19 protein-coding genes are annotated in these 22,762 nt (G+C 60.1%); 4 read left to right on the top strand and 15 right to left on the bottom strand.

Going from position 1 to position 22,762, the window contains the following annotated elements:
* Nucleotides 1–37 precede the first annotated feature (37 nt).
* Nucleotides 38–1,597 (bottom strand): hypothetical protein, encoded by a 1,560-nt coding sequence (locus HPY64_00280; protein ID NPV65560.1) that lies wholly within the window; start codon nucleotides 1,595–1,597, stop codon nucleotides 38–40.
* Nucleotides 1,597–2,868 carry a diguanylate cyclase gene (locus HPY64_00275; protein NPV65559.1) on the bottom strand — a complete coding sequence of 424 codons (1,272 nt, stop codon included), beginning with the start codon at nucleotides 2,866–2,868 and terminating at the stop codon, nucleotides 1,597–1,599. The genes HPY64_00280 and HPY64_00275 overlap by 1 nt, the downstream gene beginning before the upstream one ends.
* Nucleotides 2,869–2,975: 107 nt before the next feature.
* On the opposite strand from HPY64_00275, the gene HPY64_00270 reads away from it, so the two are divergent.
* The 4 genes from HPY64_00270 to HPY64_00255 all read left to right on the top strand — a co-directional run bounded on the left by HPY64_00270 (nucleotide 2,976) and on the right by HPY64_00255 (nucleotide 10,032).
* Nucleotides 2,976–4,088 carry a phosphotransferase gene (locus HPY64_00270; GenBank protein ID NPV65558.1) on the top strand — a complete coding sequence of 371 codons (1,113 nt, stop codon included), beginning with the start codon at nucleotides 2,976–2,978 and terminating at the stop codon, nucleotides 4,086–4,088.
* A 1,319-nt stretch (nucleotides 4,089–5,407) separates the two neighbouring features.
* A complete protein-coding gene (locus tag HPY64_00265) occupies nucleotides 5,408–6,019 on the top strand; it encodes a sugar transferase (protein NPV65557.1) in 612 nt (203 codons plus the stop codon).
* Nucleotides 6,020–6,042: 23 nt separating this feature from the next.
* Nucleotides 6,043–7,248, top strand: a complete 1,206-nt coding sequence (locus HPY64_00260) for a glycosyltransferase family 2 protein (protein ID NPV65556.1) — start codon at nucleotides 6,043–6,045, stop codon at nucleotides 7,246–7,248.
* Nucleotides 7,249–7,365: 117 nt separating this feature from the next.
* A complete protein-coding gene (locus HPY64_00255; GenBank protein ID NPV65555.1) occupies nucleotides 7,366–10,032 on the top strand; it encodes a DUF5110 domain-containing protein in 2,667 nt (888 codons plus the stop codon).
* Nucleotides 10,033–10,118: 86 nt separating this feature from the next.
* Here HPY64_00255 and HPY64_00250 read toward each other — a convergent pair whose 3' ends face one another.
* The 13 genes from HPY64_00250 to HPY64_00190 form a co-directional block, all read right to left on the bottom strand.
* The gene (locus HPY64_00250; protein ID NPV65554.1) at nucleotides 10,119–10,781 is read right to left on the bottom strand and encodes a class II aldolase/adducin family protein; all 663 of its coding nucleotides are present in this window, start codon (nucleotides 10,779–10,781) and stop codon (nucleotides 10,119–10,121) included.
* Nucleotides 10,782–10,807: 26 nt separating this feature from the next.
* Complete coding sequence (locus tag HPY64_00245; protein ID NPV65553.1) at nucleotides 10,808–11,674, bottom strand: HAD family phosphatase; 867 nt, start codon at nucleotides 11,672–11,674, stop codon at nucleotides 10,808–10,810.
* Between the two features lie 157 nt (nucleotides 11,675–11,831).
* Entirely contained in the window at nucleotides 11,832–13,373 is a 1,542-nt protein-coding gene (locus HPY64_00240) for a YifB family Mg chelatase-like AAA ATPase (protein NPV65552.1), read from the bottom strand.
* A gap of 161 nt (nucleotides 13,374–13,534) precedes the next feature.
* On the bottom strand, nucleotides 13,535–14,902 hold the full coding sequence (locus HPY64_00235; GenBank protein ID NPV65551.1) for a beta-glucosidase: 1,368 nt from the start codon (nucleotides 14,900–14,902) through the stop codon (nucleotides 13,535–13,537).
* A 140-nt stretch (nucleotides 14,903–15,042) separates the two neighbouring features.
* Complete coding sequence (locus HPY64_00230) at nucleotides 15,043–15,714, bottom strand: SRPBCC family protein (GenBank protein ID NPV65550.1); 672 nt, start codon at nucleotides 15,712–15,714, stop codon at nucleotides 15,043–15,045.
* Nucleotides 15,715–15,749: 35 nt separating this feature from the next.
* On the bottom strand, nucleotides 15,750–16,523 hold the full coding sequence (locus tag HPY64_00225; GenBank protein NPV65549.1) for an SCO1664 family protein: 774 nt from the start codon (nucleotides 16,521–16,523) through the stop codon (nucleotides 15,750–15,752).
* A gap of 27 nt (nucleotides 16,524–16,550) precedes the next feature.
* The gene (locus HPY64_00220; GenBank protein ID NPV65548.1) at nucleotides 16,551–17,051 is read right to left on the bottom strand and encodes a DUF3090 family protein; all 501 of its coding nucleotides are present in this window, start codon (nucleotides 17,049–17,051) and stop codon (nucleotides 16,551–16,553) included.
* Nucleotides 17,052–17,117: 66 nt separating this feature from the next.
* Nucleotides 17,118–17,762 (bottom strand): MSMEG_4193 family putative phosphomutase, encoded by a 645-nt coding sequence (locus HPY64_00215; protein NPV65547.1) that lies wholly within the window; start codon nucleotides 17,760–17,762, stop codon nucleotides 17,118–17,120.
* Nucleotides 17,763–17,877: 115 nt separating this feature from the next.
* Entirely contained in the window at nucleotides 17,878–18,960 is a 1,083-nt protein-coding gene (locus HPY64_00210) for a hypothetical protein (protein NPV65546.1), read from the bottom strand.
* 5 nt (nucleotides 18,961–18,965) lie between these two features.
* Entirely contained in the window at nucleotides 18,966–19,337 is a 372-nt protein-coding gene (locus tag HPY64_00205; protein NPV65545.1) for a diacylglycerol kinase family protein, read from the bottom strand.
* Nucleotides 19,338–19,461: 124 nt separating this feature from the next.
* Nucleotides 19,462–19,992 (bottom strand): rRNA maturation RNase YbeY, encoded by a 531-nt coding sequence (ybeY, locus tag HPY64_00200; GenBank protein NPV65544.1) that lies wholly within the window; start codon nucleotides 19,990–19,992, stop codon nucleotides 19,462–19,464.
* Entirely contained in the window at nucleotides 19,989–22,265 is a 2,277-nt protein-coding gene (locus HPY64_00195) for an HDIG domain-containing protein (GenBank protein NPV65543.1), read from the bottom strand. Before HPY64_00195 ends, ybeY begins: the two co-directional genes overlap by 4 nt.
* A gap of 15 nt (nucleotides 22,266–22,280) precedes the next feature.
* The gene (locus tag HPY64_00190) at nucleotides 22,281–22,733 is read right to left on the bottom strand and encodes a GatB/YqeY domain-containing protein (GenBank protein ID NPV65542.1); all 453 of its coding nucleotides are present in this window, start codon (nucleotides 22,731–22,733) and stop codon (nucleotides 22,281–22,283) included.
* Nucleotides 22,734–22,762 lie beyond the last annotated feature (29 nt).

Below are 22,762 nucleotides of genomic sequence, written 5' to 3'. Positions count from 1 at the left end.
ACTGACTGACCGCCCTGGCCGACACAACAACGAACGCTTACGAAATCCGTACTGTTTCCCGCAAGACAAACAGATTCTGGTTCCCCGCCGCCTCGCGTTCCCTCCGTGCCCGGTGTTGTTGCAGCAACGACCGCGCTATCCCTTCGCTGGAAAGAGCAAAAGCCAGCAGAAGCCAGAAGTATCGAATGTAGTCACCATGCAGAAATATGCTGGTGATGAGATACGACGTAAAACCGTACTGCAGACCAGTCACCCAGGGTATCAGGTCTGATCGATGGCTGGCCTTCAACATACGCTTTGCGCTGCGCAGGCTGGCAAACGTACTGAGGATTATGCCGAACAACACAGCGAGACCGACCGCCCCTAGCTCCGCCGCGGTCTCAAGGTACAGACTATGCGCCTGCCGTTCCTGCAGTCGGCTGTCAATGCCCAGCAGAAATGAGTAGTCAAGGTAGTTCTTGTCGTAGTTCCCCGGCCCGACCCCCAGCAGCGGGTGATCCAGGAACATCTGCCAGGCGATGATCATCTCACTCGTGCGTCCGCGCAGGGAGCGTTCTGTCTGCAACTCTGTGTCCGACACAAAAAGGTCGCGCAACTGCACAAAACGTTCCCAGTAGCCCACTGGAAAGATAGCCACCAGTACGACCGCCACAGCAACCGCAATCACCGCAGCCTTATAAGGACTCCACTGTCGCTCACGGGTGACCAGTATCCCAATCACCGCCAGCGAAATCAGCGCACCGCGCGAATAGGTAAAGATCGCCGCAGCCGCGATCAATGCCGCCGCCACGCCACCCATTACGCGAAGGACAAGGAAACGTTCCTCAAGAAATCGGTACACTGCTAGCGGAAAGACCATCAGCAAAATCTGGGCGTAGAAATTGGGATCATCCAGCGGACCTGTCACACGGGTGCTATCAAACCCGCTAGTAATCTGATGCACTGGCGCTTTGGCCAGTCCCCAGAACGTATTGCCCACATCGTTGGTCACGATCTGGTAGACGCTCAGCGCCGCCACTAACCCCGCAGAAAGGATCAACAACCATTGCATGCGCATCCAGACTCGAGCGTTGATGGTCACCTGCACGACGATAAACAGGATGACGAAATCCTTCACCCAATCAGTGAACTGGGAAACTGCCACAGACTGTTCCTCAGCCTGCAACGCCCCTATCAACAGCAGGACCCCGTACATGATGATAAGCCATTGCGTTCTGCCCAGGGCCAGCGGACGCCGATACAGCACGATATGGTTGGCAACCACACCAACGAAGATCAGGGCAACCAGCCACTTGTTGGCGCTGGGAATACCCAGGTTGATCTCCAGAAGATCAGACAGGTTGAGATACACGGTGATGGTCAGGATGTACACACCCAGCACTGGCCGTACGGCAACGAGCATCGCCACAACTACCCCGATGACCCCGAAGAGAACCGCGTAGTCATAGTCAGTTGTGCCAATCAAATAGCCGCCGATGAGTGCCACGATGATCATCAGCAGCGCAAATCCGGTCACCAGCAACCGGTAGCGCACCCGGCGGTCATCCAGATACTGCCAGATATCTTTTCCAGGACTGACTAACACGCGATCAGCCATTACTGATCTTCCCGTAGCTCAGGTTCCGAATCAAAGACAGGGGGCTGATTCCCCGTGCTCCAGGTCGTTCCCAGTGTGTCATCCAGCGGAGAAGCGTCAAACGCCAGCGTAGGTGTCGCAGCACCGGTAGTATCGCCCTGGATAAACGGCGCCGGCGACGTACGGATGAGTTGGATGGCATTCTCCCCGGCCAGTTCCGCATCTCTCAGCGCCTCAGCCGCCTTGTCCATCATCGCCTGCGTACCCAGCAGCCCACCGCTGCTCTCCACCACACCGGACTTAGCCTCAAAGCTGGCGCTGAAATCCTCAAACCGGAAGGTGCGTGACCGGATATCATAGTGCATGTTCACCAGCATCGATCTGGCCTCATCCCCCGGCGTCTCGGCGAACAGCAAGCCAAAGACATGCTGGCCAAAATAGGCCACAATGTCACCCTCTCGCAGCGAATCCTGCATAAACAGAGCCGCCTGACGTAGCAGCGCGTCCTGCACACGCTCTTCCAGAAGGTTGAAGTCCTCATCCGGCACCAGCTGGGTGAAGGCCAGACTGATCGGACGGTTGCGTACCCGCGCCCGCTTGATCTCTTCCTCAAACCGCCTGAGGAAGTAGCGCTCGTTGTACACGCCGAGCTTCGGGTCCCGGATGGTCAGTCCCTCGATACGTTCGAGTGGGCTGCGCAGATACTCCACCACAAATGCCAGCGTGATCCCCAGCACCAGACCCAGTACCGCGCCCAGCACCGCATTTTGTGTGTAGTTCGGTGACACCGGCTCTGGCTCCAAGACAACCGGATCGAGCCGTTCTAGCGGGAACGGTCGGTATAGCCGGTTGGTCTGGGCCATCCCGGCCAACCCAACAGCTTCATTTAGCCTTGTAACCAGCGTGGGCGCCGGGCCTTCCACAATAAGCAACAGGATGTTGGAATCGGGCAGAACATTGCACTGGACAACATAGTCGTCCAGGCCCAGCCCTGCCGGATCGCTCACCCCCATGAGGCGATAGGCGTCCTGCCGCACATTGTGGCTGTTAAGCACGCCGCAATAGGTCGAGAAGATGCGTTCTCGACCGGCCAGGGTATCCAGGCCGTAGATAATCGCATCAGAGGAAGCCCCAACATCCGGGGCCAGGCCCGCCACGTACGACGATGCGGCGCGGTAGATCGGGGTGGTTGCATAGCTGAATACCAGGGACGCCGTCAGGGCGATCAGCGTCACTGGGATGATGAACCACCAGCTTCTCAGTATAATACGCAGATATTGACGCAGTTCCATGGGAACTCTCTTCTGTTTGCTTGGCCAGTCAAAAATCGAAAGAACTCATTCATCCGGAAAAACGGGCGATATTATACATTAAATATCGCATTTAAACGGTTATAAAGATGAAATTCAAACCTGAAACATTTCTTCCCCCCGAAGCTACCATCAGTGCTGTCCTTGCTTACTTCAATGGGAAACACCCGCTTCCATCCCCCTGGCAGTTACAGCGTCCTCCGACCGTCATCACAAAACCCTGGAGCACGTTGTACTTCCTGACCATCGGAACGAAACAGCAACAACGCCAGCTGGTCGTCAAGATCATGCGCTTCCCTGACCAGGCCACTGCAGCGGTGTCGTATCAGTCCGAAGAGTTGCTGCTTCGCGGCCAACACGAGTACGAAAGCCTGCTGCGGGTTTACCGGCATTTCCTCCGACAGGATGATCCACACCTGCGCGCAGTCCACCCGGAAGCCTATCTCCCGGACATCAACGCTCTGATCATGGACTTTGTCCCTGGCCAGCCATTATATGACAACAACCTGTCACCACGCCATTTGCTCAGCCGCCAGGGGATGAAGCAAGCGATGCACATGCTACAGCGCTGCGGAAAGTGGCTGCATTGGTTACATGAGCTGCCCGTTGACAACGCGCCAGCCGATCGGTGTTTTGGTCCGGCGGATAGCCTGGCTATCCTGCTGGAACATGTCCAGCAACTCCGCGCCTGCGGCGTGGACTTAGAAAGCTGGCCGCTCTGGCAGCCGACCCTCACCGCCCTGCAGCAGGTAAGCGATGACCGCCAGGTCTGGGTGCATGGAGACTTACATGCGCGTAATTTCTTCCTGCTCCCTGACCAGAGCGTTGTAAGCATGGATACAGCGCTTGATCGACTGGACAGTCCCTACTACGATCTGGGCAAGCTGGTAGCCGATCTTAAGAGCCGCCGGGCGCGTCTTCTTTCGCTGGCCACCTTCCCCACGCCAGCGATGATCGACGCACTCAGTCAAGCCTTCCTGGCAGGCTACTTCGCCGGCAGTCAGCCCGAACCGTTGCTCCTGGCGCTTTACGAAGGCCGTTTCCTGCTGCAGAAATGGCTGGAAAGCCTGGAAGCCCTGCGAAGAACATTCAACGGTCGGCATGCAGTGTGGCGGATACCGGTCCAACGCTGGATTGTCAACCCGACGTTCTACCGCATCATGGCATCCTGGATGGTAAAGATCAATCAGACTCTACATTAAGAATGTCCTGCCGCATTATAGCATCCTGGTACCAGCATGACTCGATATAACCGGTGATTTTAGGAAAAATTCACAGCGCCGTAAGCGGAAAATTGTTAAGATAAATTAAAGGCATCTCCTGCCACCGTCATTCCTGCCAGCATACACGCCTACTCCAACCTTCAGGCAAACACGTCCTGCACTCGCGCAGGATCAACACCGGATTAGATGTAACGTTAGAAGGATTCAAACACATGGCTAGGTTCCGACTCCTGCTCATCGGTCTGACAATCTGGCTGGTAATTCTGTTCAATCTGGAACGGCCAGACATTCAGGATTTCGGCAACATCGACCTGGACTCCTTTGTCTATGTCATCGCCGCCATGGTCGCTGTCACCATCCTGGCCCTGCCAGACCTGGGCAAGCGTTCAGAGTACGTATTGATACCTACGCTGATCCTGTACGGCCTTGCCAAAGTGACGATCGGTCACCCGGACACCCCCCTGCCGTTGATCATTACCGAGGTAGTCGTCCTGATCCTGACCGTTTCCGTAGCCCGTGTTATCTCACTGGCCACAGCCAACATTGAGAAGGCCATTGAGAACGTGCTGCTTACCCCAGAGAAGTCAAGCGTGCTCTCCGAGGCCGAAGGTGAGGAGAAGATCAACAATGAGCTGTTCCGCGCCCGACGCTTCGACCGCCCGGTGGGGTTTGTCGCCCTGCGGGTGGAATGGCTTGAAGAGATGCAGGAACACATCACCGATCGTTTCAACCTGGAGGCGGCTTTCCAGAAGCGCTACCTCAAGGTGCGCATCGCTCAGATCGCCATGTCGGCCATCTACCGCAGCGATACCATCGCCTGGAGCGGCGACAACCTGGTGATTTGCCTGCCAGAGACCGACCGCGAGCAGGCGATCCGCCTGGCACGACAGATTCATACCCTGATCAAGATGCGCCTGGGCCTGGAAGTAGCCGTGGGCGTCGCCGCCTTCCCGGAGGACGGTCTCATCTACCGCGATCTACTGGATGCTGCCCTGCTGCATCCCATCCCCTTGCAGCCTGAGGATCAGCAGCGTCCACCGCAGGGTGGCGCGCGTAGCGATCAACTGGTCTCCGCGGTTGTCCCACCCTCATCCAGGCAGGCAACCGCAGAGACTGCCACAAAACGTTCCGCCAGCGCCATACAGCCCGTCTCCTGGATCAGGCAACTCTTTCAGCCTCTGCCCACAGACTACGCTGACCAGCCGCGTCCCTCCTCTTCAGGCAGCCAACACCCTAATGACCCCGATTTCTGGGTTAACGAGCTGCCATACCAGAGTGCCAGCGCCCGTCTGGTATACATGGTGCTCAAGCGCCTGATCGACATCACCCTGGTGGTAATCAGCATGCCGGTTACCGTGCCGCTGATGCTCGTCCTGATGCTGCTGGTCTACCTCGACGGAGGCCGCCCGATCTTCTTTGTGCAGCAGCGCACCGGGCTGGGTGGCCGGCGTTTTAAAATGTACAAGTTCCGTACCATGGTTCCTGATGCCGAGGCCAAACTCAAGGAGTTGGCCGCTCAGGGGCTGGCCAAACTTGGCCCGGATGGCAAATTAGCCGAGCCGCTTAAACTCGCCCGTGATCCGCGTGTGACGCGGGTAGGCCGCATCCTCCGCAAGACGAGCCTGGATGAACTGCCGCAGATTTTCAACGTGCTGCGCGGCGATATGAGTATCGTTGGACCCAGACCCACCAGCTGGGGGCTGGATAGTTATACCCTGTTGCATACCGAACGCCTGACGGTCCGCCCTGGGATCACCGGCCTGTGGCAGATCGGGGCGCGGGGCAGCACTGACTTTGACGACTGGCTACGCTGGGACATGCTCTATATCGACAAAATCAGCTTCGCATTGGACATTCAGATTATGCTGCGTACAATTGGGCAAGTGCTCAAGCGGCAAGGTGCGCGCTGACAACTCAATTCCGGTGAGAGACTGTGATCCTGCCCATTCTCGTATTTATCTTCTGGATCTGTGTAGCTGCCTTCCTGTGGACCTACTTCGGCTACCCACTATTTATGTATCTCCTGGCGCGGGGTAAACGCACTCCGCCAGTCACCGCCCCGGACAGCCTGCCAACCCTCACCCTGCTGATCCCGGCTCACAACGAGGCTGATGTCATCCGCCGCAAGTTGAACAACAGCCTCACGCTGAATTATCCGCGAGACAGGCTGCAAATTCTGGTGGTCGACGATGGCAGCTCCGATGGCACGCCGGACATCGTGCGGGAATTCGCCGTGCGCGGCGTCACACTGATTGAGCAACCCTTTCGCGGGGGAAAGATGGCTGCCGTCAATACTGGCTTTGCCCACGCGACTGGTGAGATCGTGGTCTTGAGTGACGCCTCACCGAGCTACGAATCCGAGAGCCTGCGCATCCTGGCCCGACGCTTCGCTGATCCCACCGTTGGCGTTGTGGTGGGAACACTAGCTGTCTGGGATGCCGCCACCGCTGTCGCCAAGCCTGCCGGCCTGTACTGGCGCTATGAGGCCGCCCTGCGCCGTTGGGAAAGCAAGACTGGCAGCACTGTTGCTGTTCACGGCAACATGTTCGCCATCCGGCGGGCTTTGTTCCGGCCATTGCGCACCGGAATCATCAACGACGAATTCAGCATCGCGATGGAAGTCCTGCGACAGGGCTATCGCGTCGTCTATGAGCCGGACGCCATCAGCTACGACGACGCCAGCGCAACGATGAGCGACGAGTTCAATCGTCGGGTGCGTATCAATGCCGGGCGCTATCAGGCGCTGTTCTCTGCCGGATACCTCAAAGCCCCCACTCCAGGACTTGCCTTCCGATTGTTCTCCCATAAGCTATTGCGCCCGCTCACGCCGGTATTGATGCTGCTCATCCTCCTGGCCAATCTGCTTGCTGTCCTGCTGAGCCAGCCAATGACAGGCCACTTTCTGGAAGATGCGTTGTTGTTGCGCGGCTGGTGGGGAGGGCTGATCCTGCTGGGCCAGCTGGCCTTTTATGGCCTGGCGCTGGCTGGCTGGCTGGCGGAACGGCGCGGCAGGCATTATCGCCTGCTCAATGTCATCTACTTCTTCGTCAGCTCCAATCTGGCCGCCCTGGTCGGGCTGTGGCGCTGGGCGCGCGGCACCCAGCACGTTACCTGGCAAAAGCGCACTGCGGACAGTTGAACCAGCTACTGTGCCAGCGGCAGGGGCCGTGTCCACAAATGGACTCGTCCGCCCTGCCGCTGCTCTTGTGTAACCCGCATTGTTTTTCTCTTCACCCACTCAAGGAATAAACACCCGATGACTGAAAGCGTAATTCCTGAACACTTTCGGATTGACGCCCGCTCAGCGGCGGATCCTGCGGCCATCGTGCTGGGTCCAGGCGTCCGTTTTACAGTACTGACTGAACGAGTCCTCCGCCTGGAATATGACCCGGCTGAGCGCTTCGAGGATCGGCCCAGCCAGGTCTTCTGGTACCGCCAACAGCCGGTTCCTGCTTTTACAGCCACTGTTGCGGCTGATCACATCACCCTAGAGACCGCTCATCTGCAGCTGCAGTACGCTATCACACCACAGGGGTTTGCTCCGGATACCTTGCGCATCACGCTCAAATCGACAGGAGCAATCTGGCACTACGAGGACACCGACCGGCAGAATCTGGGCGGCACCATCCGCACGCTTGATGACATCAACGGCCCAACGCGCCTCGATCCCGGCCTGATCTCACGCTCCGGCTGGGCGGTTATCGATGATTCGAAATCGCTGGTTTTCAACGAAGCAGGCTGGCTGGAAGTCCGTCAAGCCGCTCCTGAAGCGCGAGACCTCTATTTCTTCGGTTATGGGCACGATTACATGGCCTGCCTGCGGGACTACAGCCTGCTTACCGGCCCGACACCGCTGATCCCGCGCTGGGCGCTGGGCAACTGGTGGAGCCGCTACTGGGCTTACACGGAAGATGAACTCACTGCTCTGATCGAGGACTTCCAGCGCCATCAGGTCCCCCTGTCCGTCTGTATCGTTGACATGGACTGGCACATTACCGACACCGGCAACCAGTGCAGCGGCTGGACCGGTTACACCTGGAACCGGGCGCTCTTCCCCGACCCGGATCGGTTCCTGCGCTTCCTGCACAGCAAAGGCCTCTGTACGGCCCTGAATCTGCACCCGGCCGAAGGCATCCACCCTCATGAGGAACGTTACGCCGAAATGGCCCGGCGTATGGGCGTCGACCCCGCCAGCGAGCAACCCATTCCCTTTGACATCGCTGACCCACGCTTCGCCCGCGCCTACTTTGAGGTACTGCACCACCCAGAAGAAGCTCGCGGCGTCGATTTCTGGTGGCTGGACTGGCAGCAGGGTACCCTCACCAGCTTGCCCAACCTCGATCCGCTGTGGTGGCTGAACCACCTGCACTTTCTGGACCTGGGACGAGCCAACAAACGCTCCTTTGTCTTTTCGCGCTGGGGCGGCCTGGGTAACCACCGCTATCCCATCGGCTTCTCCGGCGATGCACTGATCAGCTGGGAGACGCTGGCCTTCCAGCCATATTTCACGTCAACAGCTGCCAATGTTGCCTACGGCTGGTGGAGCCATGACATCGGTGGGCATCATCTGGGTGTGGAGACTCCGGAGCTATATCTGCGCTGGGTGCAATATGGCGTTTTCAGCCCCATCCTGCGCATCCACTGCACCAACAACCCGTTCCATGATCGCCGCCCCTGGGCCTATGACGCTGAGACGTTCCGCCACCTGCAAACGGCCCTGCAACTGCGCCACGCGCTGATCCCGTACATCTACACGATGGCCTGGCTTAGCCACACCAGCCACCGCCCCCTCATCCAGCCCATGTACCATCACCACCCCGACCAGGAGGAGGCATATCACTGTCCGCAACAGTACACCTTCGGCACAGAACTGATCGCAGCGCCCTATGTTGCGCCTGCTGACCCGGACACGCAGTTGAGCCGCCAGGTCGTCTGGCTACCTGCCGGTGACTGGTACGACTTCTTCAGCGGAGAGTATTACCGTGGCGATGCCTGGTATGCTGTGTACGGTGCGATGGGAGATATCCCTGTCTTTGCTCGTGCTGGTGCGATCGTCCCACTGGGGCCGCTGACCGGCTGGGGCGGAACAGACAATCCCTCTGTGCTGGACGTGCACCTGTTCGCTGGCGCAGACGGCTACTTCACCCTCTACGAGGACGACGGGAACAGCCCGGCATACCTGGATGGCCAGGCTTGCCTGACCGACATCGCTCAGGCATGGCATTCTGACGGCCTGACCATCACCGTGCAGGCTCCCCGCGGCGATGCCACCCTGATCCCGCAGGAACGGGAGTACCGGCTACACATCCACGGCATCGTCGAACCTGCTCGCTGCCGGGCACTGGTCAACGGGCAGGAGATTCCACTGACGACGCAATACAATGCCCAGGCGGAGCGCCTGACCATAACCGGCCTGAGCCTTTCCCGCACCGCAACCCTGCGCCTGGAGGTCTCCGCGGAGCACGGTAGCCTGCTCTCCCACCGCGACAGAACGCTGGAAAAGGGTCAGGCGATGTTGCGGGCATTCCGGCTGCATTCGGCGGTCAAGCAGTCTCTGGCCCGCCGTCTGGCCGATTTACCTGCGACGCCGCACCTGCTGGCCGATTACGCCGCTCGTATGAGCGACTCACAGGTCCGCGCCCTGCTGGAAGTGACCCTGGGGACGGGCGTGCACCATATCAGCGGCGCTGACTGCGCCGATCGATTCATCCTGTGGAACAACCATGGCGTAGAAGGCATGTGCTATGGGTTTTCGCTCGCCTATGCGAATCGCTTCCATGGCGATAGCGGCGAGATACCCCGCTTCAAGGCCATCATTCCCGAACGCGAAATGGCGCGCCTACGGGGTGGCCAGCGTCATCCGCGCTGGAAGTTCACCGCCCGATACCTGGATCTGGTATCCTTAACCCACGCCGGCCCCTGAGAACCGCGCGAAAAAGGCCTGCGTTCCCGGTGTGCTTCTGGGAACGCAGGCCTTACTTATTCAGCATCACGGCCTGTCATCCGTCGCTAGCCGTAGCGCTGGCGTAGCGCCGCGACCTGCTCCGGCGTGAAAGTCTTGACCTGTCCGGCCTGTCTGGCGGCAAGGTAGACCCGCGCCAGGAATTCCACTGTCTCCAGGTACACGGCAGCATCCTGCAGCGTCCGGGCATAAGCTACCACGCCGTGATTACCCAGCAGCAGTGTGTTATGGTCCGCCAGATAGGGTATCAACGCCTCCGGCAACTCATCCCCGCCGGGAATGACATAAGGCACCAGCGGAGTCGGGCCGGTGCGCACCACTGCCTCCGCCAGAAACGGCTGATCCAGCCCTACGCCTGCAACAGCCAGACCGGTCGCCGTCGGCGGATGGGCATGGACCACAGCCCGCACATCCGGACGGTGGCGGTAAATCGCCAGGTGCATCCGGTTCTCCGAGGAAGGTTTGCAGCCTTCCAGCGCCTGCAGGACTTCGCCTGTCGGCGAGACAATCATCAGAGCTTCCGGAGCCATCAGCCCCTTACTCACACCAGAGGGGGTGATCAGGATACGGTCGTCTGACAACCGCACGCTGATATTGCCATCGTTGCCCACGGCAAAAAACAGATCGTACATGCGCCGGCCAACAGCGCAGATTTCGTGCCGGTACTGCCATTCGTCCCAGGGGATGTACTGCAACGCCTTGCCTCCCATAATCGCAACTGACCCTGATCCTCTGCTCACAGGATAAAGTAGAGCGCCTCAGCCAGCGAATCGCAATAGTGGCTGCACAGCGCCCGTGTTCCGCTCTTAATAATATTGCCGCCGCTCAGTCCGATCGGCGCAAAGCCCGCCAGGCGGATCGCGCAGATACCTGCTCCGCTGTCCTCAATTCCCACCACCCGGCTACGCGCTTCAAACGGAATACCCAGCCCTACCCGGCTGGTCTCCGCATACAGCCAGGGATGCGGCTTAGGCGAAAGCTCGCCCAGGGTGCCCGTCTCCCCCTGCCGCAGCGGAAAGCCGGCGGTGATGATCGCGTCGTAAAACTCCCGCGGATCGCCCAGGCCCAACGTGCGAAACGCAGAGAGAATCTCCGGGTAGGCCTTCTCATAGAGACCGGACGTCACCAGTCCGATCTTGACCCCCCTGCTCTTCAACGTCAGCAAAAAGTCTTTCAGCCCCGGCGTGGGGACAAAGGCATCGGCGCGCCCTCCACCGGCTAGGATCGCCTGCAGTTCGCGGTGCGTGTGCTCAAAGTAGAGTTGGCGGGCCTCTTCCACCGTCCGGCCAGGGCAGTACTTGTCAATCCCGTACTGCAGATGCTCAGATACACTATGGCCAGAGACATAAGGCAGATCGGCGTCCTCCAGTTCAAAGCGCGGGTTGCCGAGCAAACTGGCAAGAGTCATCTGGATGATCCAGATCCAGAAGCCTTCACTACGCACACTGGTGCCGTCCAGGTCCATCAGCACCGCCCGCAATGGTCGTTCGATCGACACCGGATGAACAGGGTAGTAGGCCGGGTAGCCCAGCGCCGAACGCACATAAGCCTGTGTCCTGTCGGCGAAGGCGATGAACTCCACCTTGCCGTCGCCCGTCCGCATAATAGCCTCAACACCATCCTTCCCTACCCGGAAAAAGCCATCGCTACACGCTTGCAGCGGCTCCAGGCCATCATCTGGCGAAAACTCCCCCAGGCCCGGGATCACAATACGCTCGCTCACGGAAAGTCGTTTCCTTCGTCACATCCTGACCAGGCGATTATATGGTCGCACGCCGGGGCCGGTACTGGATCGCCTCAGCCAGGTGCGGCACATCGATCACATCGCTACCGGCCAGATCGGCGATTGTCTGCCCCAGCTTAAGCACACGGTGATAGGCCCGCGCGCTGAGTTGCATCTGGCGCAGTGTCACTTTAATCAGCCCTTCCGCCTCCGGAGTCAGGCGGCAGAACCTGCGGATGTCTCCTGGCCCCATGTCGGCGTTGGCCCGCAGGTGAGGACTTCCGGCAAACCGTCGGCGCTGACGCTCCCGGGCCGCTTCTACCCGCGCCCGGATGCTACTCGACGTCTCCGCCTGCGCCCGGCTGGTCAACTTGTCGTAATCCACCCGGGGTACATCAACATGGATGTCGATGCGATCCAGCAGGGGGCCGGAGATCGTCTGCTGGTAACGGCGAATCTGCCCCGGCGAGCAGGTGCACTGGTGCGACGGATCGCCGTAGTAGCCGCACGGGCAGGGATTCATCGCCGCCACCAGCATGAAGTTGGCCGGGAAGGTCAGCGTACCATTAGCCCGACTGATCGTGACCTTGCGATCCTCCATTGGCTGGCGCATGACCTCCAGCGCCGACCGGCCAAACTCGCCGAACTCATCCAGAAAAAGCACGCCCTGATTGGCCAGCGTCACCTCGCCGGGGCGTGGCAAGCGTCCGCCGCCTACCAGCCCGGCCTGGCTGATGGTGTGGTGTGGGGCGCGGTACGGGCGCGCCCGCAACAGCGGCGAATCGCTCGGCAGCAGATCGGCGACCGAGTAGATGCGCGTAACTTCCAGCGCCTCATCCAGCGTCATCGCCGGCAGGATACCGGGCAGAGCGCGGGCCATGAGAGTTTTGCCTGAGCCGGGTGGGCCGGACATCAGCACATTATGGCTGCCCGCCGCCGCTACTTCCAGCGCCCGCTTGACATGTTCCTGCCCCCTGATCTCGGCGAAGTCCACCAGACCCCGCAACAACGCTGCTTCATCCACCGCCGGGATATCCTCGCGGCGAAAGGCGGGGATCACCTGCAGACCGTACAGATGCTCCAGCAGTTGTCCCAGCGTCCGCACCGGGATGACCTCAATATCCGGGATCAGGGCGGCCTCTGCAGCGTCTGCTTCCGGGACAAAAATCGTGCGCAGTCCCTGTTGCCGCGCCGCGTAGGTGCAGGAGATCACGCCTTTGACATGCCGCACCTCGCCATCCAGCGACAGCTCCCCGATGAACATCGCCATCTCCAGGACGTCAAGCGGAGCCTGGTCGGTTGCCGCCAGCGCGCCAACGGCGATCGGCAGATCGTAGGCCGGGCCATCCTTGGGGATATTCGCCGGCGCCAGATTGACGGTGTAGCGCTTAAGTGGAAAGCGCAGCCCACTGTTCTTGATGGCCGATCGCACCCGCTCCCGGCTCTCTTTGACGGCTGAGCCGGGCAGACCAACGATATTGAACTGCGGAGTACCGGCATTCGGAGAGAAATCAACCTCTACCGTCACCGGAATGCCATCCAGACCAACCACCCCACACGAGATGACTTTCGCCAGCATCCCAGACTCCCGGCCTGAACTGCCCCGCGATTCCTGCACGTCCCACCACGATACCTGAAGAACGTCTTCCGGCACTTCGCGAGGCGGCAGGGCCAGTCAACTGCCCTGGCCCTCACTGCCCCTTAGGCCTCCACTCGCTCCAGAACAGAAAGCCAGACCACCTACAGCGCAGGAGGCTGGTCAAGCGTTGCACCATTGCTGGCGATCACGTCCCGGTACCAGTAAGCCGAATCCTTGAGCGTCCGCTGCTGAGTCTGGTAGTCCACATAGACCAGGCCAAAGCGCTGTTTCATCCCCTCAGCCCACTCAAAGTTGTCCATGATCGACCAGTGGAAGTATCCGTGCAGGGCCACCCCATCCGCTGCTGCCTGGCGCAGCTGAAGCAGATAACGGCGGGTGAAGTCGATACGCTGGGGATCGTGCACCTTACCGTCCAGACTGATCCAGTCAGTGTTGGCCAACCCGTTTTCGGTGATCACGATTGGCAGCCTGTAGCGTTCCCACATAAAGCGCGGTCCCCAGTAAAGAGCCTCCGGCGTCACGGGCCAGTAAAAGGCCGTGATAGGGAACCCCATAGGCAGCGGCAGGACCTCAGGCGCACCGTCCGCACCCTGTCTCACGTATTCACCGTTGTAGACATTCATCCCGTAGAAGTCCAGCGGCTGATGAATGATCTGCATATCGTGCGGGCCGATGCTGGGCATGGCATCCCCGAAGAGTGTCAGAGCGTCAACCGGATACTCCCCGCGCAGCATCGGGTCTGACCACCAGTTGTGATGCCACAGATCGTGACGGCGAAAATCGAAAGTGTACTGCCGCGCCGCCTCAACATCGGCTTCTGCGGCGCTGGCCGGGATGCCAACCTTGCCGACGATCGCCGCCCCCACCTGTGCGCCCGGCACGGTGGCCCGGATGACCTGCGCCGCTTTACCGTGCGCCAGCAGCACGTGATGCGACATCCGCAAGATCTGGTCAAACGCCAGGGTGTCGCCCGGCGCATGACGGCCATCCATGTGCCCGATCACAACAAACACTGCTGGCTCGTTGAGCGTCATCCAGTAGCGGACCCGGTTGCCCAACCGCCTGGTTACCACAGAAGCGTACTCAGCGAACCAGTCAGGCGATTCACTGTTGAGCCAGCCGCCACGGCAATACAACGCATCCGGATAGTCCCAGTGAAAGAGCGTCACATATGGGGCGATCCCGGCACCTAGAAGCTCATCGATCAGGCGATCGTAGAAATCCAGCCCCGGCGCATTAATGCGACCCACCCCATCCGGCAGCACGCGCGGCCAGGAGATCGAGAGCCGATAGGCCTGCAAGCCAATCGCTTTCATCAGCGCGACATCTTCGCGGTAGCGATGATAGTGATCGCAGGCCACATCGCCGGTATGCCCGCCGAACACCTTTCCCCGGCGGTGGGAGAACCTGTCCCATACCGACGGCCCTTTGCCGTCTTCAAAAGCCGCCCCTTCAATCTGGTAGGAGGCTGCCGCCGCTCCCCAGACAAAACCCTCTGGAAATGCCATGATTGCACTCCGTCCTTATCACGAGTCTGCGCCGATCGCCGCCAGCAGCAGCGAACACTACACCAGCCTGTCCTGTGCGATCGAGCGCCTGCCGGTTCAGGAATATCACAGCCTGGCGCGATCGCAGACACATACGCCACTTAATCCAGCGGGATTTCCAGTTCGCGCGGCGCTGGCTGGCGTACATAAGCCATCGTTTCCGCCCGCGCCCTAATCCCTTTGAGTTGCTGGACCGACATCACGAATTCAAGCGGTTCCAGCAACCAGCAGAGCAACTGACCAACCGCGTCGTGCGTCCCGATCCGCAAGCGGAAGAGCAGCCGGGTGCTGCCATCAGACATCCGCTCAAGTAGATACAGCATGGTCACGTCTAGTGGCGCACCCAGCGGGCCAGGCAGGTCAAAACCGCCAACCAACAGCTCGCGGTTGACCTCAACTTCCAGCACCTGCAAACCCATGTCCAGCGCAAGGCCAGGCCGGGGAGGCTGCAGGTCCCGGCGCAGATACGTAGCGCTGGGGATGCCATTGTTCCCCAGCAGGTCAAAGCTGTACCAGCCCGTCCGTTCCCGCCCCATCTGGGCCAACCACGGCCACACTGCCTCTGGCGGGGCATCGATGTTGATCGCCCGCGTGACGATCAGGCCAGGCGACGCAATGCGATCATCACCCGGCAGCCGCCGCTGCGACTCGCCCAGTCGGGTGCCCCAGCGAATCATCTGAGGACGCAAGAACAACAGGTAAAACGTCCCCAGCGCAAAGCCATTCAGCAGCGCCAGGGGCGTGCGCCAGCAAGCATCTTTCCGCCTCATCATGGCTCTTTCCCTCCTTGTTGGGAGTCCTGCCGCCCCTAGACTGGCGGCCAGGGATAATTTGGCCCCCTGCCCGGCAGGACAAACCGCCGTGTCTGCAACAGATGGTGCAACCGCGCCAGCAATGCATCAACCTCACGGGCAGACAGCAAGCCCCCCAGCGTCTGGCGAAGCAATGTCGCCGGGTCGCTTAGCACGGTGTCCAGCGCCTTCAGACTGTCCACAATCGGCTCAGGCAGCGGTTGCCCGGCATAATCCCAGATCACGGTTCGCAACTTGAGCTGATAGTGAAATGACACGCCGTGATCGATTCCCCACAGATGCCCCTGTGAATCCAGCAGGCAATGCCCGCCCTTGCGATCCGCGTTGTTGATCAGGTAGTCAAAAACGGCCATGCGTTGCAGTTGTTCCCCGCATTCCGGCGGCAGGGGCGTAAAGTAGTTGATCTCCGGATCGTGATCAACAAAGAACTGGAGCGATCCCAGGCCGTAAGGCCCGCCGCGCAACACTGTAGGCGGCACAATGGCCCAGTCCAGCGCTTCCGAAACGACATAGGCCGCCACCTCGCGGTAGCACAACGTGCCATCTGGAAAATCCCACAGCGACCTTTCACCGCGCTGGGGTTTGTATACTGCCAGCAAAGCGCGACGCTCATCAGCAACCGTGACCAGATAGGCGTAGTTCGATCCCCACGGCAACACCCCGTGATCATCCTGAATGACACCCTGACTCAGCGTAGCCAGCGCATCCGTCATTGAAAGCGGCTGGGAGGGAATCTCAGGGACAGGCTCTGGCTCAGGTCTATCACTCATGGCTGGCCACAGGCAGCGAACTATCGATCACATCCAGTAATAATGAATGCGGCCATTCTTGGAAGGGTCCGGGCGCCCACGTTCTACCACGGTCTCGGCATACATTGCCAGGGCACGCATCAAGGAACGCCCAACCCAAAAGCGCACCACGCCAGGGCTGCGCCCGGCCTCTTCCTCTTCAGTGGAGATCAGCTCCTGGGTCACCAGGACAATCAGATCGCTAACCTCATCATAACCCAGTCCGATCTCCGCCACCCGGAATTCCGGTTGAATGGGATCGCGAAGTTCCAGGTCAAAGTCCGCCAGATCAATCTCGGTCGCGCCCGGTTGTGGGAAGCGTTCATCCAGTTCGCGGAGCAATTCCTTGATCGCTTCAGCCAGGGCGCTGACCTGCAACTTTTCCACGATCAAAGAAACCAGTCGATCTCCTTTGGCCCCCTGCAGGTAGAACACCCGCTTACCGCGTGGGCCCACTGTCCCCACAGTCAGGAAATCGACCGGTCGCAATTCCAGTTCAAAGCCCGCCATCAAGCGTGTCCTTTCAAGAATGCAGGCGCCATCCTTACAGGAAAGTCCGGCTATCTCACCACAGGATCATGCCGGTTGCCCGGAATCATTGCCCGGCTGTGACGCCGGGGGAACATGGCTGATGTCATTGATACCAGCGACCATTGGCCGACCAAAGCCAAGCTGTACCACCGAGATCGAAGCAGGAGCTACCACAATCCGCTGGAACATATCCAGGTGCATACCCAGGTAGTGTGCCAGGATCAGTCTGATGATGTCACAGTGTGAAACTACCGCAATCAAGCCCCTGGGGTGATGCTCCGCCAGCGCCTCTACCGCGTCCACAGCGCGCGCCTGTGCCCGGCGCATCGTTTCCCCGCCTGGAAATTGCGCGCGGGAAGGTACGTGCTGGATGAGTTGCCACATCTTACGCGATTCCAGATCGGCAATCTGCGCGTTCTGCCAGCGCCCGCAATCCAGCTCGCCCACCGCTTCCACAATCTGAACTACCAGATGGGGATGGTGAGCGGCAATAGCCTCAGCCGTTTCCAGGGTACGCTCCAGCGGGCTGGCGTAAATAGCCTGCAGCGGCCTGTCTTTCAACCGCTCGCCCAGCGCCCTGGCCTGGGCCTGGCCTTCAGCATTCAGGTGAACGCCGGGTGTCCAGGCAGCCAGCTTGCCCGTTTTTACCCAGTCATTCACCGCGTGGCGAATCAGCAGGATTGTCGTCATGATGCCGTCCTTCACCGGGTCGCACCGCCTGGATGATAACACAGAACCGCCGTTGCAGAACGGCGGATCAATCATAGCAACAAAGGCATCTCTAGGGTCAGGAATCGCCGGTTGTTCATCCCCTGTCCGGGGCCAGCCATAGCCGGCGGTAAGTCTCCCATTCCAGCGCGTCGGTAGACCAGTAGGCATAGAGTGCAAGCCCGCGGAAGCGACGCGCTGCTTCACCGCTCTGCACCAGTCCTTGCCGGATTCCCTCAATTGCCGCCGGGATACTTTCCGCAGCCGGATCGTGACCCGGTAGTTCAGCGTCATATGTGGGTATGCCGAACAACAATTGTGTCTCGATTCCCAGCGATTCCAGGGCAGAAAGGTACTGAGTCACCTGAAAGGCCATCCAGGTCTGATAGTCCTCTGGCGTGCTCAACCCGCTGTTATAGGCCATCACAACCAGTTCATCCACCAGAAAAGCAACGCGCTGCTTGTACTCCTGGCTCCAGTGCGCATCAGTGGTGGTATATGGGCCAACGGGGATGCCAGGAGCGCCGGTGTTCCAGTCGGGCGGCACGGCAATCGATAAAACCGCTTCATCGCCGATGGCCTGGCGAACCGCACGCAACAGGTCCAGGAAGTTCTCATCCCCATTCCAGACCGGCTCAACATTCAGGTGCACCGCATCGAAGGCGTATTCGCTCAGCGCCTGCGCGGCAAACGCTGCCACGGTGTCCTGCAGGTCCGTGTCATCAAGCCGGTATTCGGGCACTTCCGCCGGTATCCCGATCCAGGCGTCCAACCGCGCCTCCGGATAAAAGCGCCTGAACTGGTCAACAAACGCCCTGATAGTCGGAAAGGTTGTCGCGCTCCATGTCCCATCGGCCTGCAGCCAGGTTGTCCACACGTAGACAGTGCCAATCCCCTCAGCGCGCAACAACCCAGCCAGTTGCCGAACATCTTCATCTTTCTGAGCAGCCCGTCCCCAGTCGATGCCCAGCCAGATCGCATTACTTCCTGCTGGAGCCGCTGGCCGCAGCACCAGCAGGAAGAACAGCGCCGCCACTGCGGCGCTCCCGATAGCCAGCAGCAGGCCAGCCGCCAGCAGGCAACCAGGACGCTGCACGCGCTCCCCAGCGGGAGGACGTTCCGCCGGAGGCGGCATGCCCTGCCGGTAACGACCGGTGATGTGCCGGGAAGGCTCAGGCATGGCCGTTACCCGCCTGTCAGACGCGCCAGCAGACGCGGCCCCAGGATCAACACGCCGATAATTGCCGCCGAGACTGCCCCCATCAGGACAGCCGCCGCGGCGACATCCTTGCTGACCTTGGCCATCGGATGCATCTCGGCGCTGGCCAGATTCACCGCCGCCTCAATTGCCGCATTGATGAACTCCGCCATCCATTCCAGCGTGATGGTCAATACCAGGATCGCCCATTCCAGCGGCGTCAGGCCCAGCCACAGGCCCGCCAGGACCACCAGCACGCTCGCCGCAGCCTGAATCCGGGTGTTCCGCTGGTAGCGCAACATATGCAACCAGCCAGACAGAGCAAACTTGAAGCTGGCCCAGCGGCTGGGACTGACCATGTAGCTGTAGTCCTGCGGGTTAATCCGCAGGCCCGCTGTGACGTCAGCCATGCTGGGCGGCTCGTGGCTGGCTGCCAGCAGACCGGCAGATCTACCAGGGCTGTGGACCGGCGGAGCGCCGCGCTCAGGCTGTTCCATTATCCTCATCCTCCGCCGGGAAATCGTACAGGGGGGGCATAACGCTCGCCGGTACGCCCAGCATACGCAGGAACGCCTCCTGCCTGGCCCACATGTCAGCCTGATTCTGCGGCGTGTCATGATCATAGCCGAGCAGGTGCAGCATCCCATGCACCGCCAGCAGGACCAGCACATCAGCGATGTCGTGGCCGTCTTCCCGGGCCTGAGCAGCGGTATAGGGAAAAGCCACCACTATATCGCCCAGGTAAGGCCCCTCCTCGCCCGGCTGCTGCAACTCGGTAAGGTCCTCAACAGCGGGGAAAGACAGCACATCGGTTGGTGCGTCTACCCCACGAAAACGCCTGTTCAGCTTGCGCACGCTCTCATCATCGGTGACCAGGAGCGTGACCCCTGTCTGCGGGGGAACCTGATAGTGTTGCAGGGTCAGGGCGATGGCCTCCCGCAACCTGCAGGTTGGTGTTGCTTCTGCATACAGTGCATCCACCCTGACACAGATATCGTACTGATGCTCGATCATGGTTTCACTGTTCCGTTATCTTGCCGGTTATCGGCTCGCTGTGGGCCGGAATGGTCGGCATCCTGCCCCTCGACAACGCTTTGCCCTGGGGCAGCTTCCCACTCGCGCTCACCGGCACCATCCAGTGCGTTCTGGCTACTGGCCGCCGCTGGCGCCAGCGGCCCGCCAGCATAGGCAATCCGCGGATGGAATACACCTTGCAGCGATTCCACAAATACGCGCTGTATCTCGCTCAATTCGGACAGGCTCAGATCGCTGTCATCCAGCTGCCCTTCGGCCACCCGGAGATCAAACATGTAGCGTATGATATCAGCGATCTCCTGCTTGTTCTTGGGCCGCCGGGCGCGGATCGCGCTCTCACAGCTATCGGCCAGCATCAGGATCGCCGTTTCTCTGGAGCGTGGGCGCGGCCCTGGATAGGTAAAGCGGGAACGGTCAATGGCGTTTTCATTGCCGCCCGCCTGTTCCACAGCCAACTGGTAAAAGTACATAGGCCGTGTGGTGCCGTGATGCTCCCGGATAAAATCGCGCACCCGCGCTGGAAGGTCATATTCGCGGGCCAGGGCATCCCCTTCGGTCACATGGTCAATGATGATCCGCGCGCTGCGGTACGGATCGTTCAGCCCTTCATGCGGATTGATCCCATCGACCTGATTCTCAATAAAGAAATGTGGTGCTTTCATTTTGCCCACATCGTGGTAAAGTGCCCCAACCCGCGTCAGCATCGCGTTGGCCCCGATCCGCTCAGCGGCCAGTTCCGCCAGGTTGGCCACCTGCAGACTGTGCTGGTAGGTACCCGGCGCTTCCCGCAACAGGCGCTGCAACAACTTCTGACTGGGCTGGGTCAGTTCAAGCAGGCGCAAACTGGTCGGAATGTTGAAGACACTGCTGATCACATACAATCCCATCAGCGCCAGCACCCCGGAGAGCAGGCCGTTAGCCAGACCAGCCGTCACCAGCGTCAAAGCGCCCAGCGAGTCGCTCGGATAGCCATCAAAGAAGAACATTAACACAACAGCTGCATTCGTCAGTCCGATCAACAGGCCAGAGACAAAATAGCTGTTGAACCGCTCGGTGTTCGCTAGAGTCAGAACGCCGACCAGCCCACCGAGAAGAGTCATCGTCGCCAGCGCAAATGGGCTATTGACCATGAACCCGATCAACACCGCCAGGCTTACTGTCCCGGCGACAGCGACCGATGGGCCAGCCAACGCCGTGAGCATCAAGCCCATCGCCGCCGTGGGAACCAGATAGGGCTGCACAACCCGATCCGGGCCTGCCAGCCGCATCCCCAGCAGTGTCACCAGCAACAGGCCGGCCACCAGACTCAGCATGGTGCTGTCCGTCATCAGCGGGTCATGGAAACGGCTGAGATACAGGCCGAATACCAGCAGCACCATCAGGCTGGTCAACAGGACTCCCAGCAAATCCTGCAGGCGGCGGTCTGGAGAACGCTGTAGCAGGCCCAGCTGGGCTAGCGCCTCCAGGTCCGCCTCCGTGACCAGAGAACCGCCCCGCACCACGATCTGACCGCGCTCAAAGCTACGCACCTCCGGCGTTACCGCATCCGCAGCTACCTGCTTGGCCTGCCGCGTGCGCTCCTCATTGAAGAATGTGTTGGGCCGGATCAATCCCTCGACAATCGCCGAGATCAGCGCGGCTTCATCTTCCCGAAAGCGTACACTCACCAGATTCGGGATGTTCTGTTTGGTGCTACGCAGGGTATCATCCCGGATTTCGGTACGCATCACCCGTTCCAGCACGGTGATGATCTGTTCATCGATCGCATTCCAGCGCGCCGGGTCAAAGGCCAGAATAGCCGCTGCCATCTCATCCGTGAGCGCCAATGTCTCGATAGCCCGCAGGTCCGCCCGCAGCATCTCCGGCGTGGCAAATTCATCAGCGCGGATATCAGCGATGTAGTCAAGCACCTGCCGGGCCAGTTGCACCTGCTGCCGGGCAACACTTGGATCAGGGGGATCGTAGACATCGCGGACGCTATTCATAGCCACCTGGATGCGTTGCTGGGTGAGCACAGCACTTTCGTAGCTGATGCTGAATGGGGCCAGGATATCCTGCGGGGCAACCTGCCCTACCTGCAGGGCAAGGGCTTGCTGCCCGGCAAATAGCGCATCATAGCCCACGATCACCGTGGCCAGCCCGACCGTTACAATTGCCAGCAGCGCCCGGAATACCACCCCGGGTTTTGAAACGCCCTGACCATGCCCGGCGTCATCCGAGTATGGATAAAAGCGTCCCCAGATGGTTCTCATAGTCCCCTGACGATCTCAGGAGCCTACCAGCAGGTCGCGCACGATCTGATTGACCAGACTGCCCTCGGCCTGCCCTTTGAGGCGCGGCATGAGCACCCGCATGACGTTGCCTATATCCTTGGGCGAACTGGCCCCGACCTCGCGGATCGCTGCTCTGGCCAGGTCGGCGATCTCTTCCGTCGAAAGCTGCCGCGGCAGGTACGATTCGAGGATGGCCAGCTCTGCCTGTTCTTCGCTCGCAACATCGAGCCGGCCGGCCTGTTCCGCTTCGGTGATCGATTCGCGTCGCTTCTTGGCCTCGCGCATCAGAACTGCTGCCGCTTCTTCCGCGCTCAATTTCACCTGGCGATCGATCTCCTCCTGCTTGATGGCGTTCAGCGCCATGCGGATCACACTCAGTCGCCGCCGATCCTGGGCGCGCATGGCTTCCTTCAAATCAGCCTGTAACGAAACACGTGGATCGTCCATACTCTCTTGCCCCCTTAGTGGGTCATCAT

The organism is Anaerolineae bacterium (assembly GCA_013178165.1).
In the GTDB taxonomy this organism is placed as follows: Bacteria; Chloroflexota; Anaerolineae; order Aggregatilineales; family Ch27; genus Ch27.
The sequence above is the reverse complement of the archived record's forward strand: the minus strand, read 5'-3'. Positions and strand labels throughout refer to the sequence as shown.